14 protein-coding genes are annotated in these 15,947 nt (G+C 63.7%); 8 read left to right on the forward strand and 6 right to left on the reverse strand.

The features are described from left to right. Positions 1–108 precede the first annotated feature (108 nt). Both PU133_RS00705 and PU133_RS00710 read right to left on the reverse strand, forming a co-directional pair. Entirely contained in the window at positions 109–840 is a 732-nt protein-coding gene (locus PU133_RS00705) for an anti-sigma factor domain-containing protein (RefSeq protein WP_404863096.1), read from the reverse strand. Beyond that, positions 837–1,373 carry a sigma-70 family RNA polymerase sigma factor gene (locus PU133_RS00710; protein ID WP_126006865.1) on the reverse strand — a complete coding sequence of 179 codons (537 nt, stop codon included), beginning with the start codon at positions 1,371–1,373 and terminating at the stop codon, positions 837–839. The genes PU133_RS00705 and PU133_RS00710 overlap by 4 nt, the downstream gene beginning before the upstream one ends. A gap of 172 nt (positions 1,374–1,545) precedes the next feature. On the opposite strand from PU133_RS00710, the gene argB reads away from it, so the two are divergent. Further along, complete coding sequence (argB, locus tag PU133_RS00715) at positions 1,546–2,439, forward strand: acetylglutamate kinase (protein WP_126006867.1); 894 nt, start codon at positions 1,546–1,548, stop codon at positions 2,437–2,439. A gap of 19 nt (positions 2,440–2,458) precedes the next feature. Here argB and PU133_RS00720 read toward each other — a convergent pair whose 3' ends face one another. Next, positions 2,459–3,463 carry a D-glycerate dehydrogenase gene (locus PU133_RS00720; RefSeq protein ID WP_126006869.1) on the reverse strand — a complete coding sequence of 335 codons (1,005 nt, stop codon included), beginning with the start codon at positions 3,461–3,463 and terminating at the stop codon, positions 2,459–2,461. 203 nt (positions 3,464–3,666) lie between these two features. Between PU133_RS00720 and PU133_RS00725 the strand changes: the two genes are divergently transcribed. After that, positions 3,667–4,197: an SH3 domain-containing protein gene (locus tag PU133_RS00725; RefSeq protein WP_126012563.1), complete on the forward strand. Its 531-nt coding sequence runs from the start codon at positions 3,667–3,669 to the stop codon at positions 4,195–4,197. Positions 4,198–4,257: 60 nt separating this feature from the next. Here the strand turns inward: PU133_RS00725 and irrA are convergent, their stop codons facing one another. Then, positions 4,258–4,701, reverse strand: coding sequence for an iron response transcriptional regulator IrrA (gene irrA / locus PU133_RS00730; RefSeq protein WP_404864608.1), 444 nt, complete (start codon positions 4,699–4,701; stop codon positions 4,258–4,260). A gap of 262 nt (positions 4,702–4,963) precedes the next feature. Between irrA and fabA the strand changes: the two genes are divergently transcribed. The 4 genes from fabA to PU133_RS00750 all read left to right on the forward strand — a co-directional run bounded on the left by fabA (position 4,964) and on the right by PU133_RS00750 (position 9,345). Beyond that, entirely contained in the window at positions 4,964–5,476 is a 513-nt protein-coding gene (gene fabA, locus PU133_RS00735; protein ID WP_151986936.1) for a 3-hydroxyacyl-[acyl-carrier-protein] dehydratase FabA, read from the forward strand. A 76-nt stretch (positions 5,477–5,552) separates the two neighbouring features. After that, positions 5,553–6,773, forward strand: coding sequence for a beta-ketoacyl-ACP synthase I (gene fabB / locus PU133_RS00740; RefSeq protein WP_404863097.1), 1,221 nt, complete (start codon positions 5,553–5,555; stop codon positions 6,771–6,773). A gap of 16 nt (positions 6,774–6,789) precedes the next feature. Then, complete coding sequence (gene fabI, locus PU133_RS00745; RefSeq protein ID WP_404863098.1) at positions 6,790–7,608, forward strand: enoyl-ACP reductase FabI; 819 nt, start codon at positions 6,790–6,792, stop codon at positions 7,606–7,608. A 339-nt stretch (positions 7,609–7,947) separates the two neighbouring features. Beyond that, positions 7,948–9,345, forward strand: a complete 1,398-nt coding sequence (locus tag PU133_RS00750) for a dipeptidase (protein ID WP_404863099.1) — start codon at positions 7,948–7,950, stop codon at positions 9,343–9,345. Positions 9,346–9,358: 13 nt separating this feature from the next. On the opposite strand, the gene PU133_RS00755 is transcribed toward PU133_RS00750, so the two are convergent. Together PU133_RS00755 and PU133_RS00760 are read right to left on the reverse strand one after the other, a co-directional pair. Continuing rightward, positions 9,359–10,390 (reverse strand): acyltransferase family protein, encoded by a 1,032-nt coding sequence (locus PU133_RS00755; RefSeq protein ID WP_404864609.1) that lies wholly within the window; start codon positions 10,388–10,390, stop codon positions 9,359–9,361. A 212-nt stretch (positions 10,391–10,602) separates the two neighbouring features. Then, positions 10,603–11,349, reverse strand: a complete 747-nt coding sequence (locus PU133_RS00760) for a hypothetical protein (protein ID WP_404863100.1) — start codon at positions 11,347–11,349, stop codon at positions 10,603–10,605. Positions 11,350–11,543: 194 nt separating this feature from the next. Between PU133_RS00760 and PU133_RS00765 the strand changes: the two genes are divergently transcribed. Together PU133_RS00765 and PU133_RS00770 are read left to right on the forward strand one after the other, a co-directional pair. Next, entirely contained in the window at positions 11,544–13,208 is a 1,665-nt protein-coding gene (locus PU133_RS00765; protein WP_404863101.1) for an alpha/beta hydrolase, read from the forward strand. A 335-nt stretch (positions 13,209–13,543) separates the two neighbouring features. Then, the gene (locus tag PU133_RS00770) at positions 13,544–15,820 is read left to right on the forward strand and encodes a transglycosylase domain-containing protein (protein ID WP_404863102.1); all 2,277 of its coding nucleotides are present in this window, start codon (positions 13,544–13,546) and stop codon (positions 15,818–15,820) included. Positions 15,821–15,947: the final 127 nt, after the last annotated feature.

Here is a 15,947-nt window from a genome sequence, read left to right on the forward strand (position 1 = left end):
CGGACCTGATGGGGTTCGCGCTTGGATGTACGGGTGCGGTTTTCAGAAAGTTTCAGCCGCGTGCAGCAAATTTGTTCGGCCACCGCAGCTACCGGCATATTGCCCTGATCAAGGGCGCCGGACTTCGCCGCTCGCGATCACCGGGCCGGTCGGCTGGCCCGTCGGCGAACCGCCCTGCGGCTCCAGGCTGACGGCCAGCACGGCGCCTTCGGAAAGCCGCGCGCGCATCGGCGCCTCGATCACCATAACGCCTTCTCCATCCCGCCCGACAACGCCGAGCGAGACGGGCGCGGCATCGGCCGTCTCGATCAGCCACAGTTCCATCACGCGCGCATCGTCGGCGCTCAGCGAGGCAGCCATCAACTGCATGCGCCCAGAACCGCCGTCATAATGGGCGACGAGATCGACCGGCGCGTCGCCAACCGCGGACAGCTCGGCAATCAAAGCGTTCGGGGCCTGTGCCGACCAGCTTCCCTGCCAAAGCAGTGCGCCGAGCGCGAGCACCGCGACCAGGGACGCCGCAGCCAGTCCCTGCCACAGACCGACGGATTGCCAGAGAGATGCAAAGCGTCCCGGCCGTGCAGTTGGAACGCCGAAGATCCGGCCTTCTATGCGGGCGAAAAGGTCGCGCGGCGGGGCGGACGCGGGAAGAGCGTCATCGATGGCGGCGAAATCCGCCTGCCAGCGGGCGACGCGTTCCGCAAATCCCTGGTCGCGCGCAATGCGCGCCTCGAGCTCCTTGCGGAGCGCCAGATCCTGGACGCCGAGCGCGTATTCGCCGGCGAGCGTCTCGTCGTCGCCGTCCAACCTATCCGTGTCGTCGTCACCGGCCGCGTTCATCGTTCCAGGCATTCTCTCAGCTTGATGAGCGACCTGCGTAGCCAGGTTCGCATCGTGTTCAGCGGCACGCCATAATGACGCGCCAGTTCTTCGTAACTCAAGCCCTCCACATAGGCCTTGAGCACCGCCTGGGCCCTGTCCTCCGGCAGCTCCTGCAGGCAATCTTCGATCCGCCGTCCCTCGCTGGCGGCCAGAGCCGCCTCTTCGGGATTGCGGGACGGATCGGCAACGGCGACCGCATCATCGATGTCGCGTGCAACCGGCTTTCGCGCCCTGATGACGTCGATCGCGTGGTTGCGGGCAATCGCCGACAACCACGTCATCCCTCCGGCGCGGCCGATCGCGAAACGGTCGGCCCGCTGCCAGATTTTCACGTAGACTTCCTGCAGTGCCTCTTCGGCCTCGGCCCGATCGATCAGAATACGCAGGCACACGGCAAAAAGTTTCGGACTGGTCTTTCGGTAGAGCTCGGCAAAGGCTGACCGGTCGCGAAGCGCGACGCGAGCGATCAACGCTTCGATGTCCTGCGTCATTGCCTGGCCAATTCTATTTCCCGCACTTCTCTGATCTAGCGCAGATGCGGGCCGATGACACCCACATCGTGGCGCAAAGGCAGCGCAGCCCTTTGTGGTCAAGCACATTGCGGCAGAGGGGCAATCCGTCTAAAAGCCGGCAAACCTTGAGGGCAGCCGAGAGCACAGCGACATGGCAGACAGCGAAAACAACAGCCAGATCAAAGCGGAACTGCTGTCGCAGGCTTTGCCCTATATGCAGCGCTACGAGAACCGCACGATCGTCGTCAAATATGGCGGACATGCCATGGGCGACGCGGCACTGGGCCAGGCTTTCGCGCGCGACATCGCGCTTTTGAAGCAGTCCGGCGTCAACCCGATCGTCGTCCATGGCGGCGGGCCGCAGATCGGCGCGATGCTGACGAAGATGGGCATCGAATCTAAATTCGAAGGCGGTCTTCGGGTTACCGACCAGAAAACGGTCGAGATCGTCGAGATGGTGCTGGCCGGCTCGATCAACAAGGAAATCGTCGCGCTCATCAACGCCGAGGGCGAGTGGGCGATCGGTCTTTGCGGCAAGGACGGGAACATGGTCTTCGCCGAGAAGGCCAAGAAGACCATCATCGATCCGGACAGCAACATCGAGCGGGTTCTCGATCTCGGATTCGTCGGCGAGGTGGTCGAGGTCGACCGCACGCTTCTCGACCTTCTGGCGAAATCGGAAATGATTCCCGTCATCGCGCCCGTCGCACCGGGCCGCGACGGTCATACCTACAACATCAATGCCGATACCTTTGCCGGTGCGGTCGCTGGCTCGCTCAATGCAACGCGCCTGCTGTTCCTCACCGACGTTCCGGGCGTGCTCGACAAGTCGGGCGAGCTGATCAAGGAACTGTCAGTTGCCGAAGCCCATGCGCTGATCGCCGACGGAACGATCTCGGGCGGCATGATCCCGAAGGTCGAAACCTGCATTCAGGCCATTGAGGCGGGCGTCGAAGGCGTCGTCATCCTGAACGGCAAGGTCGCCCATTCGGTGCTGCTCGAACTCTACACCGAACATGGCGCCGGCACGCTGATCGTGCGCTAATTCCAGCTTTCTGCTGAAATCAGTTGCGGCCGGGCAGCACCCTGTCGGGCGGCCGATGGCCGTCGACGAAGGCGCGGATGTTGATGATGACCTTCTCGCCCATGTCGATGCGACCCTCGACGGTCGCCGACCCCATGTGGGGTAGCAGCACGACGCGGCCGCTTTCCGCCAGCTTGATGAGCTTCGGATCGACGGCCGGTTCGTGCTCGAAGACGTCGAGCCCTGCGCCTGCAATCGCGCCATCCTTCAGCGCCTGGATCAGGGCCGCCTCGTCGATGATCCCTCCTCGAGCCGTGTTGACGATGTAGGCGCCGGGCTTCATCAGCGCGATGCGTCGCGCCGACAGGAGGTGAAACGTCGCCGGCGTCGACGGGCAATTGACGGATACGATGTCGACGCGCGCCAGCATCTGGTCGAGGCTGTCCCAATAGGTTGCCTCGAGCTGGTCCTCGGTCTGCTGGCTGACGCGCCGGCGGTTGTGATAGTGGATCGACAGGCCGAACGCCTTTGCCCGGCGTGCGACCGCGGTTCCGATGCGGCCCATCCCGACAATGCCGAGCCGCTTGCCCCAGATGCGGTGGCCGAGCATCCAGGTGGGCGACCAGCCCTGCCAGGAGCCATCGTCGGTCGTCAGGATCTGCGCACCTTCGGTCAGGCGACGGGGCACGGCAAGAATCAGCGCCATGGTCATGTCGGCCGTGTCTTCGGAGAGCACGTTCGGCGTGTTCGTGACGGTGATGCCGCGCCTTGCCGCAGCGTCGATATCGATATTGTCGACGCCATTGCCGAAATTGGCGATCAGTTTCAGATTCTCTCCGGCCTGCTCGATGATCGCCGCATCGATGCGGTCGGTCACCGTCGGCACCAGCACGTCGCTCTCGCGCATGGCGGCGACGAGTTCGGGCTGGGCAAGCGGGCGGTCCTCGATGTTGAGATGCGCATCGAACAATTCGCGCATGCGCGTTTCGACCGGATCCGGCAATTTGCGCGTAATGAAGACCTTAGGCCGCTTTCGGATCGCCATCTTGTATCAGGCCCCTTCTTGTTGAGAGCGCGTTAACCAAACTCAGCGACACTTTCTCCCTGGAACCTCGCTTCTACCAGACAGCCCGGCGATGACAAACAAAAGTCGGCGCCGTCTCGTGTCCGCCGCCCGCGGCGTCGGAGCACACCGGGAGCATGAGGCTCGATCGGCACCCTTGGGAGTTGAAAATCTTGCGTAAGTCGATGATTGCAAAACTTCTGCCCACGCTCGTGCTCACGCTGGCGATGACAGCAGGGGCGACGCTTGCGCAGGCTCAATCGGCCAACCGTGGAGCGAGCGGCTTGCCGCTGCCGCGGTTCGTCAGCCTCAAGGCCGCGAAGGTCAACATGCGCGTAGGCCCGGGGATCGATTACGCCATCTCGTGGCGCTACACCCGCTCCGGCATGCCCATGGAAGTCATCCAGGAGTACGACAACTGGCGCAAGGTCCGCGACGCGGAAGGCGCCGAGGGCTGGATCAACCAGGCGCTGCTTTCGGGCGAGCGCACCGCGATCGCCGCACCGTGGATGCGCAATCGCGGCGAGGACGTCTATGTCGAGATGTATGGTGATCGCGAAGCGCGTGGACGCCTCGTCGCCAAGCTCGCGCCCGGCGTCGTTCTGCGCGTCAATGGCTGCGATGGGAACTGGTGCGAAAGCACGGTCGATGGCGCATCGGGCTGGGTCTCGCAGCAGGAAATCTGGGGCGCCTATCCGGGCGAAGCATTCCGCTGAAACGAAAAAGGATCGACGCTTCGCGACGATCCTTGCAACCCCTGACCGTACCGGAACGGACTAAGTCTTTTTCCGCAGCCGGATGATCACGTCGACATGGGCAATTTCCATGCCTTCTGGTGGCTCCGGCAGATTGCCGACCTCGACGTCGCCCGTGTCAATGTCCAGCACTTCGCTGTCGCCTTCGACGAAGAAGTGATGATGGTCCGACGTGTTGGTGTCGAAATAAGTCTTGGCCGTTTCGACAGCGAGAACGCGCAGCATGCCCGCCTCGGTGAACTGATGGAGCGTGTTGTAGACGGTCGCGAGCGAGACCTGGACGCCGGCGCGAACCGCTTCCTCGTGCAGGTCTTCAGCCGTCAAATGCCGGTCGCCCTTGGCGAACAGAAGCCCGCCCAGCGCAATGCGCTGCCGCGTCGGGCGTAGACCTGCGTCGCGCAGGCGCACGTCGATCGAGCGCGTCGGGCAAGATACGGCTTCCATGGCATTCGGCGTCGCGGTCATGGCACTCATTATCAGGGTCAATCCTTGCTACGGATATAACTTTTCCGGCAAGCGCATGCAATAGAGCCCACTTTCACGCGCATCGACACCCGGCCTGGACGCCTCGCGCACTGGTGCTTGGGATAAAGTTCGGTTAAGCGGTGGGCGCGAATTGCCGAGGGTTCAATCCCGCGGCAACGGTATGATAGGGTCGGCCGCTCCCGTCGAACTGACGTAGGGGAAGATTTCGAGCGAGCGGCGCGCCGAGGAGATGCAAGCCTTCATGGATAAGAAATCCAGTTACGATTACGAGGACATCCTGCGATGCGGCCGTGGGGAGCTGTTCGGACAGGGCAACGCGCAGCTGCCGCTGCCGCCGATGCTGATGTTCGACAGGATCACCGAGATATCGGAAACGGGTGGTGAGTTCGGCAAAGGCTTCGTGCGCGCGGAGTTCGATATCAAGCCGGATCTCTGGTTCTTTCCGTGCCACTTCCAGGGCGACCCGGTCATGCCCGGCTGCCTCGGACTCGACGCCATGTGGCAGCTGACCGGCTTTTTCCTCGGCTGGCTCGGCGAGCCCGGCCGTGGTCGGGCGATCTCCACCGGCGAAGTGAAGTTCACCGGCATGGTCACGCCCGAGACGAAGCTCGTCGAATACGGCATCGACTTCAAGCGCGTGCTGCGCGGCCGCCTGGTGCTCGGTATCGCCGAAGGCTGGCTGAAGGCGGATGGCGAAACCATCTATAAAGCCAGCGACCTCAGGGTCGGCTTGTTCAAGGACAAGACCGCCTGAGACCAGGCTTGGCGCGGGTGGGACTGGCCCGACGATGCGGCCAGTCCACCGGACGGATGACAGAAGGAATTTCCAGATGAGACGTGTGGTTGTGACCGGGCTCGGCATCGTGTCCTCGATCGGCAACGATCAGGAGGCGGTCACGCAGTCGCTTCGGGACGCCCGTTCGGGCATTTCCCGCTCCGAGGACTTTGCCGAACACGGCTTCCGCTGCCAGGTCTGGGGTTCGCCCAAGATCGATACGAGCGAACTGGTGGATCGTCGTGCAGCGCGCTTCCTCTCGCAGGGCGGCGCGTGGAACCATGTCGCCATGCAGCAGGCGATCGACGACGCCGGGCTCGAACAGAGCGACATCACCAACGAGATGACCGGCATCGTGATGGGCTCGGGCGGCCCGTCCACCCGCACCATCGTGGAAGCGGCCGACATCACCCTCAAGAACGGCAGTCCCAAGCGCATCGGACCGTTCGCGGTGCCGAAGGCGATGTCGTCCACCGCTTCGGCGACGCTCGCCACCTGGTTCAAGATCCACGGCGTCAACTATTCGATCTCGTCGGCATGCTCGACGTCGGCGCATTGCATCGGCAACGCCGCCGAACTCATCCAGCTCGGCAAGCAGGACGTCGTCTTTGCCGGCGGCCACGAGGATTTGCACTGGTCCATGTCTAACCTCTTCGACGCCATGGGCGCCATGTCGTCGAAGTACAACGACACGCCGGAATCCGCTTCGCGCGCCTATGACGCCAACCGTGACGGCTTCGTCATCGCCGGCGGCGCCGCCGTTCTCGTCATGGAAGAACTGGAACACGCCAAGGCACGCGGCGCGAAGATCTATGCCGAACTCGTCGGCTACGGCGCGACGTCGGACGGCTACGACATGGTCGCTCCATCCGGCGAAGGTGCCGTGCGCTGCATGCGCCAGGCGTTGAAGACGGTCGATGGTCCCGTCGACTACATCAACACCCACGGCACATCGACGCCCGTCGGCGACAGCAAGGAGATCGGCGCGATCCGCGAAGTCTTCGGCGACAAGATCCCCTTCATCTCGTCGACGAAATCGCTCACCGGCCATTCGCTCGGTGCGGCCGGCGCGCAGGAGGCGATCTACTCGCTTCTGATGATGCAGGCGGGTTTCCTCGGCAAGAGCGCCCATATCGAGACGCTCGATCCCGAGTTCGAAGGCATGCCGATCCTGACCGAACGCCGCGACGACGTGAAGATCGATCGGGTTCTATCGAACTCCTTCGGCTTCGGCGGCACCAACGCGACGCTGGTCTTCCAGCGCTACGAAGGCTGAAGGCAGGATCGATCGCATGAAGACCGACATCATGAACGGAAAGCGCGGCCTCATCATGGGGGTCGCCAACAACCATTCCATCGCCTGGGGCATTGCCAAGGCACTGCGCGCTGCCGGCGCGGAACTTGCCTTCACCTATCAGGGCGATGCATTCGGCAAACGCGTGAAGCCGCTTGCCGCCGAGCTCGGCTCCGACATTCTTCTGCCGTGCGACGTGGAGCAGATTGAAACGGTCGATGCCGTGTTCGATACGCTGAAGGAAAAATGGGGCACACTTGACTTCGTCGTGCACGCCATCGGCTTTTCGGACCGGAATGAACTGAAGGGACTCTATGCCGACACCACGCGGGACAATTTCTCCCGCACCATGGTGATCTCGTGCTTCTCCTTCACCGAAGTCGCCAAGCGCGCTGCGGCCATGATGAACGAAGGCGGCTCGCTTCTGACGCTCACCTATGCCGGCTCCACCCGCGTCATGCCGAACTACAACGTCATGGGTGTCGCCAAGGCAGCCCTCGAGGCAAGCGTTCGCTATCTCGCTGCCGATTACGGTCCGAAGCAGATTCGCGTGAACGCGATTTCAGCGGGGCCCGTGCGCACGCTGGCCGGCGCCGGCATTGCCGATGCGCGGGTGATGTTCAGCTACCAGGCGCGCAATTCACCCATGCGGCGCACCGTCACGATCGACGATGTGGGCGCGTCCTCGCTTTATCTCCTGTCCGACATGTCGCGTGGCGTGACGGGCGAAGTGCATTTCGTCGATTCGGGATATCACATCACGTCGATGCCCGTGCTGGACGAGCTCAAGCGGCAGGACCCGGAAGAAGGCGATTAAGGTTCATCTGGAAGAGCAGCCAAGTAACGCGTAGTAAGCGGCAAACGTTCACGCACACGTTACCAATTTGTAATCTTCGTCATCCTTGAATCGCCATATTCACAGAGCCAAATCTATCTCATCGGCAACACGAAAATTGCCGGTGTCCGGCTCTACTGGCTTGTCCCCCGCCACTGCCGGACATAGGGACAAAGGCCTCATCCCCCTCTCCGGGCCTTTGTCCGATCTATAGGAAGCCGTCGCGACACCGCCCCCCGTCGCGGCGGCTTTTCTTTTGGCCGGACGCGGCTATGGTCCCACGCAAATCAGTTGCTTTGAAATCTTGCGAGGATCCGTCCAATGTCCCTGTCCGCACCTGCGCTCGAGCGCGCCGACGCCAACCTTCCGGCAAGCTTGGAGCGTCTGTTCGATCTCATCCGCATCCGCTCCATCTCCACCGATCCCGCCTATAAGGACGAGTGCCGCAAGGCGGCTGCCTGGCTGGTCGCGGAACTGTCGGCAATCGGTTTCGACGCATCGGTGCGCGACACGCCGGGCCATCCGATGGTGGTGGCGCACAACGACGAAGCGGGTGAAGCTGCCCCGCATGTCCTTTTCTATGGCCATTACGACGTTCAGCCGGTCGACCCGCTGAACCTTTGGGAAAACGACCCTTTCGAGCCGGCCGTGCGCGAGGCGAAGTCGGGCCGCAAAGTCATCACCGGCCGCGGCGCTGCCGATGACAAGGGTCAGCTGATGACCTTCGTCGAGGCCTGCCGTGCGGTGCGCGAGACGGCCGGAAAGCTGCCGGTCCGCGTCACGATCCTGTTCGAAGGCGAGGAAGAATCCGGCTCCCCGTCGCTCAAGCCCTTCCTCGAAGCCAATGCGGCTGAGTTGAAGGCCGATTTCGCGCTCGTTTGCGACACCAATATGTGGGACGCCGAAACGCCGGCCATTTCGGCAGGCCTGCGCGGGCTCGTCGGCGAAGAGATCACCATCACTGCCGCAGACCGCGACCTGCATTCGGGCTATTTCGGCGGAGCGGCCGCCAATCCGATCCACATCCTCTCATCGATTCTTGCCGAAATGCGCGATGCCGACGGCCGGATCACGATCCCGGGCTTCTACGACGGCGTCGAGGAGACGCCTGACGAGATCAAGGCGATCTGGGACAAGCTCGGGCGTTCTGCCGAAGACTTCCTCGGCGAAGTCGGATTGAAGAAACTTGCCGGTGAAAAAGGCCGCTCGGTGCACGAACTCACCTGGGCCCGCCCCACGGCGGAAGTGAACGGCATCTGGGGTGGCTATACGGGCGAAGGCTTCAAGACCGTCATCGCGGCGCAGGCGTCTGCCAAGGTCTCGTTCCGCCTCGTCGGCGCACAGGATCCGGCGAAGGTGCGCGCCGCGTTCCGCAAATTCGTCGAGGAGCGCATTCCGGAGGATTGCACCGTCAGCTTCCACGAGCATGGCGGCTCGCCGGCGATCCAGCTGCCTTATGATTCGCCGCTTCTGAACACGGCCAAGGATGCGCTTTCCGGCGAGTGGCCGAGGCCTGCGGTGATGATCGGCATGGGCGGGTCGATCCCGATCGTCGGCGATTTCCAGAAACTGCTCGGCATGGATTCGCTGCTCGTCGGCTTCGGTCTTGCCGACGACCGCATCCATTCGCCGAACGAGAAATACGAGCTGACATCGTTCCACAAGGGCATCCGGTCCTGGATCCGGATCATGGATGCATTGGCAAACCAGCCGGCCTGAGCCGGCTCCCGCCCTATTCTCCGGGAACCATGCGGTCGGCTTTTTGCCGGCCGCCCTCGTTTGAAAGCCTCGCCCAGGTTGGCCGCTCGAACAGGAAACGGCCGAAGCCCGTCCACTGGACGATCATGTAGAAGACGATCGGGCCGCTGACCGCTGCGACCCAGACGAGCAGCGATATCGTGCCGACATCGGTGATGATCCCGAGGCGGATCAGGATGACGCGGGCGATCGCCATTGGCAGGAAGAAAGCGAGATAGATCACGATCGAGTGGGCGCCGATCCAGCGCAGCCCGTTGGCCCGTGAAACCCGGGCGAGCAGACCGGAGATCGCGATCACGGCGAGCGTGCCGATGCTCCCTGCCAACAGCGAGATGCCGGGAAGGTCGGCCCATTTCGGCGCCTTGTCTTCCCAAGTGAACGCCTGGGCGTAGCCTGCGAGTGCTGCGGGTGCGATACCGAAGGCCAGCGCAACATTCACCAAAGCCCAGACGCAAAGGGCTCCGGCGGTCATTGCCCCGTTGCGCGCGGTCCAGCCTTCGAAGGCGAAGACCCGCGTTGCCAGCGCGTAGCCAGCGAAGAAATAGACATATCGCGCGGCGAACTCGTCGAAGATCACGCTGCCGGTCGCGATCGGCATGATTTCCATGATTGCCGCCCAGGCGAGCACGAGCCAGACCGGCAAGCCCTTCACCAACCGGGTGAACAGGAAGAAGACCGGCAGGATATAGATGAACCACAGCGTGCCGAAGGGCTGCAAGAACGCCGTGAGATAGGCGCCGAGCGCTGCACCCGCCCCCTCTTCCATGGCGATGCCCGGGCCCTTGAATGCGAACTGGATGGTCAGCCACAGCACGTAGAAGTAAGCGAAGTGCACGACCTTCCGGTCGATGTAACGGCCCCACGGCGCATCGATGGTGCGCGCGAGAAACAGTCCCGAGATCAGGAAGAAGGCCGGCATGCGGAACGGCCGACAGAATTCGACGACCGGGTGCAGCCAGCCGGGAACGCCCATCGCCGCCTCAACGCCGAGCACCGAGTGCATCATCACGACCAGCAAGATCGAAATGCCCTTGGCATGGTCAACCCAGTCGACACGGGCGGGCCAATCGACACGGCCGGGCCAGTCGACGCGGTCAGGGTGCTGCGGTGCAGGGATCGTCATCTCGGTCGTCTCCAATCGGTGGAGCGACACTAAGCCTGCGCACCTTGGTAATTGCTAAAGGCGGGCGCCAAGCGGCGCATCAACGATCCGTGTGGTTAAGGCGTGGTTGCTGGCGCAGGACGATTTGGACCGATCGCCTGTGGCCGCGGTGCTGCCGGTGCCTCGGAAGCCGTCGGCGGTGCGACACGCGGGCGGCCTGCCGCACCAGATGGCGGCATGGGCGGACCGATGACCGATGTGCGCTCGGCTGCGCCGGTCTGCCGCGTCGTGGTGGGAGTGGATGGAGCCGCTGGCCCAATCGCGGGCGTCGCAGCCGGAGTCTGGGGTGCCAGCGCAGCTGGGTCCGCCGGTGCCCCAGGCATCGGCGCAAGCGTTGCCGGCCTTGGTCTGGTCTCGCCCGGCGGCGGTGCGATCTCGCCGGGCGGCACCGGAGCCACGTCTTCCTCACCATCGAACCAGGCGCGGGCCCATTCCGGCACCGCGCACTCGTAGAGATAGGTCACCATGGACGTCGCCTGGGCTTCATCGTCGATCTCCGACACGAATCGGCGCACGCCCCAGCGATAGCCGGCGCCTAGCGCATACTGCCCGACGCAGCGATAGACGCGCGTCTGGACCGAGAAGCTATCGCGATACTCCCAAAGGAAACCGGCAAAGCGCAGTGCCAGCCCATAACAGCCGGCAGTCGGGCCGCAGGCGGAACTGAGCGAGGTGCCAAGCCGCTCCATGAGGCCGGCGCGCTCCGCTGCCGGCAGGTTTTCCGGCTCGGTTTCGCCGGTCGACGCACAGGCGGACAGGGCGATGCTGGTCGCCAGAAGCAAAGGGAGGGCAATCAGACGCACGTTGAGCCTCGGGGCAAGAGTATGGTTTGCGGCGCGGCGGCACTCCAACCATGGCGCCCTCCTTGCCTGCGAATGGTGGCCATCGCGTGATCGCGCAACACCGTTCTTGCCAAGGGGCCCAAAATCGGCACGCTGCAAGGCCGGCCGATAAGCTGCCCATGTACTTGCTCGCAACGCTGCTCTAGTCCCACCCAATGCTCCAGATCCGTCGGACATTCCTGCACGCTCCCTGCTCCACCGGCCTTATCGTCGGGACGCTGTTCTTCGCAGCCTCGCTGACGCCGAGCCTTTTGCCGCGCGACTTTCTCATGCAGGGCATTCTCTCCGGGTGCTCCATGGCGGCCGGCTATGGAATCGGAAGCTTCGGGCGATGGCTCTGGTCCTATCTTGAATTGCCCGAGCTCGACGAGGACCGCACCCGCCGTGCGCTGCGCGTCGTCTCGGTGCTGTGCGGCATCGTGGCCTTCACCTATCTTTGGCTCGCCTCCGATTGGCAGAACGCCATTCGCCGGCTGATGGAATTGCCGCCGGTCGACACGGTCCAGCCCTTCCGCGTGGGCCTCATCGCGCTCGCCATCTTTGCGCTGCTGCTGCTTATCGCGCGCATCTTCAAGACGGTGAACCACATCTTCGCGCAAAAACTGAAGAGCTTCATCCCGCGGCGGGTGTCGAACGTGCTGGGGCTCATTCTGGCGGCAGCGGTGTTCTGGGCGCTGGTCGACGGCGTGCTCTTCCGGTTCGGACTGCGCGCCGCTGACGCCTCGTTTCAACAGATCGATGCCCTCGTCGACGATGCCCTTGCGCGCCCGCAACTTGCTCTAAAGACCGGCAGCACGGCATCGCTCGTCACATGGGAGGATCTTGGGAACCGGGGCCGCGAGTTCGTCGCTACCGGGCCGAGCGCCGCGGAGATCGCGGAATTTACCGGCGACAGCGCCGTCGAAGAGCCCATCCGCGTCTTCGTCGGGCTGAATTCCGCCGAGACGATCGAGGAAAGGGCACGGCTTGCGTTTGACGAGCTGATCCGTGTCGATGCCTTCGAGCGCACCAATCTCGTCATCATCACACCGACGGGCACCGGATGGGTGGACCCCGCCGCCATGGATTCGCTCGAATATCTCCTGCGCGGAGACGTCGCGAGCGTTGCGGTTCAGTATTCCTACCTCACGAGCTGGCTTTCGCTGCTCTTCGAGCCGGGCTACGGGGCCGACACGGCAAGCGCGCTTTTCGATCTGGTCTACGATTATTGGCGGCAATTGCCGGCGGATGGACGGCCGAACCTTTATCTCTACGGCTTGAGCCTTGGGGCCCTCAATTCCGACCTTTCCGTCGATCTCTATGATGTGATCGGCGATCCCTTCCAGGGCGCCCTCTGGAGCGGCCCGCCGTTCTCCACCGCCACCTGGCGCAACCTGACGGCCGACCGCAATCCCGGCAGCCCCGCATGGCTTCCCAGGTTCCGGGACGGCTCGGTCGTGCGCTTCACCAACCAGACGAACACGCTCGACGAGGCGGAGGCCCCGTGGGGCCCGCTCAGGATTGTCTATCTGCAATATGCCAGCGACCCGGTGACGTTCTTCGATCCACCGAGCGTCTACCGCGAGCCGTCCTGGATGCAGTCGCCGCGCGGCCCGGACGTTGCCGACGAATTCCGCTGGTTCCCGGTCATCACGTTCCTGCAACTGACCGTCGATCTCATGGCGGCGACCACCGCGCCGATCGGGTACGGCCACGTCTATGCGCATGAGCATTACATCGATGGCTGGATGGAAGTGACGGAGCCGCAGGGCTGGACGCCGGCGGACATCGACCGCCTCAAGGCGTTCTTCATCGCGCAAAGGCAGGAAGCCGGCGACTGAAATCCGGGCAAGAAAAAAGCGGGGTCTGTGTAGAACCCCGCTTCCTCAACGATCAGCCGTAACTGCCAGTACATCCGTGGTCAATCCGTGCGGATCGTCAGCCGCGCACTCGACACCATCCAAAACCCGGCCCGAAGGCCGTACCCAGATCGTGGAGCGCGCGGCGTTGAGCCTGAAGTGGGGTGGGGTCTCTCGAATTACAAGAGGCGACACACGGGTTGGGTGACCCGGACGCTTAATCAACGACAAAAGAGCATCCTTAACCCCACCTTAAATCGCCGCATTTTAGTTTCACAGGCACATTTCCCGCAGAAACATTTGAGTAGTTCGTTGCCATGGCCCCAAGACGCAGCACCAGCAGGCGGATCGAGCCGTCGCTCGAGGGCGCGCGGGCTTCCAGCGGGGGCCAGGGCGATTTTCGGGTGGAGCGCAATGACCGCGTGAGCGGTGGCGGGCGAAGCACTGCATCGCCCAAGCGCAGCGCCGCGTCGTCCAGCCGCAAATCAGGTGGCGGGGGCGGCAATGGTGGCGGCGGGCGGCGCGGCCGCAAGCCGCGGCGCGGCGTGTTCGGGATGATGCGCACGCTTGTCTATTGGTGCTTCGTTCTCGGTATCTGGGGCGCGCTCGGCGTCGGCGGCATCGTCGCTTATTACGCTGCGCAAATGCCCAACGCATCGACCTGGAGCATTCCCGACAGGCCGCCGAACGTCCGCATCGTTTCGGTCGGCGGCGAGGTGCTCGGCAATCGTGGCGCCACGGGTGGCGAACAGCGCGGCTTGTCCGAGATCTCGCCCTATATCCCGCAGGCGGTGATGGCGATCGAGGATCGGCGCTTCCAGAGCCATTTCGGCATCGATCCGATTGGCCTGGCGCGCGCCATGGTCACGAACCTGGTTGCCGGCGACGTCGTGCAGGGTGGTTCGACCATCACGCAGCAGCTGGCGAAGAACCTCTTTCTGACGCCTGAGCGCACGGTCGAGCGAAAAGTCCAGGAAGTGCTTCTTGCGCTCTGGCTCGAGCATGAGTTCACCAAGGATCAGATCATGGAAATGTATCTGAACCGGGTCTATTTCGGCTCCGGCGCCTACGGGGTGGAGGCCGCTGCGCGGCGCTATTTCGACAAGACGGCCGACGAAGTTACGCTGGCCGAGGCAGCCCTTCTCGCCGGGCTTTTGAAGGCACCGTCGCGGCTTTCGCCAGCGCGCGATCCGCAGGCGGCGGAAGAGCGCGCCCAGGTGGTGCTGCAGGCCATGCGCGATTCGGGCTATGTCAGCGACGCCGAAGTCACCACGGCCATGACGCAGTCGCCGACGCGCGCGCCGAGCTACTGGACGGGCGCCGAGCACTATGTCGCCGACGCCGTCATGGACCAGTTGACCGAGGTGATCGGCGCCGTGGAGACCGACCTGGTCGTGACCACCACGATCGATTCGCAGTTGCAGGATCTCGCCGAAGACGCCGTGGTCGACGCGATTTCCACGCGCGGCGGAGAGCTTGCCGTCACGCAGGGCGCACTGGTTTCGCTCGATGCGACAGGCGCGGTGCGCGCCATGGTCGGCGGTTACGACTATGCAAAGAGCCAGTTCAACCGCGTCACCGATGCGCGGCGCCAGCCTGGTTCGGCCTTCAAACCCTTCGTCTATGCGAGCGCGCTGGAAATGGGGTTCGGCCCCTATTCGGTGCGCCAGGATGCCCCGATCCAGATCGGCAACTGGTCGCCGGAAAACTACGATCAGAAGTTCCACGGCCCGCTGACGCTCGCCCAGGCGCTGGCCCGCTCGACGAACACCATCGCGGCGCAGCTCGTCATGGAGACGGGGCCTGAGAACGTCGTGGCGCTCGCCAACCGCCTCGGCATCAAATCCACGCTGACGCCGAACGCTTCGATTTCGCTCGGCACATCGGAAGTGACCCTGCAGGAACTGACCGCGGCTTATGCGCCGATGATGAATGGGGGCTACAAGGCAGAGCCCTACATGATCGAACGCGTCGAGACGCTGGACGGCGACCTCATCTATCAGCGCACAGCGACGCAGCCCGAGCGGGTGCTCGATGGCGATGTCGCAGCGATGATGAATGCGATGCTGGCCGAAGTGGTGCGTTCCGGCACCGGGCGCAATGCGCAGATGAGCGGTTGGCTTCCGGCCGGCAAGACGGGCACGACCCAATCGTTCCGCGATGCGCTTTTCGTCGGCTACACGAGCAATCTCGTGACGGGCGTGTGGTTCGGCAATGACGATGGGAAATCCATGAACCGGGTCACCGGCGGCGGGCTGCCGGCCGAAACCTGGCAGGCTTTCATGAGCGGCGCGCATCGCGGCGTTCCGGCGGCGCTGCTGCCCGGCGTCCGTCCGGATGGCGTGATCGATCAGGGGCCGGGATACGGCCCCGTGCCGCCGGACGGCATCGGCGACATCATCGCCGGCCAGGATGACCCCTCCGGCTGGGGCATCGACATTCTCGGCGGATCGGCGCGCGTCACCTCGCCGCGAATCAACGAAGGCGCCCCCATGCCGCCGGCTTCCGTCGGTGAAGGCAACTGGGACGCACAGCCGACGGGCGCCACGCAACCGCGCGCGACGACCCTGCTCGACCTCATCCTCGGCAACTGAGGCCACCAGAAGCCTTCTCGACCGACGCCTCGGCGTCGGTTTGAAGTGCTTGCATGTTGTCGCTCATCCAGCGCCTTGCAGTCTAAAAAACCCGTTCTTATATACGCCGAAACCTGCTTGGCTCTGC

The sequence above is a fragment of the Georhizobium sp. MAB10 genome (assembly GCF_045012825.1).
In the GTDB taxonomy this organism is placed as follows: Bacteria; Pseudomonadota; Alphaproteobacteria; order Rhizobiales; family Rhizobiaceae; genus Georhizobium; species Georhizobium profundi.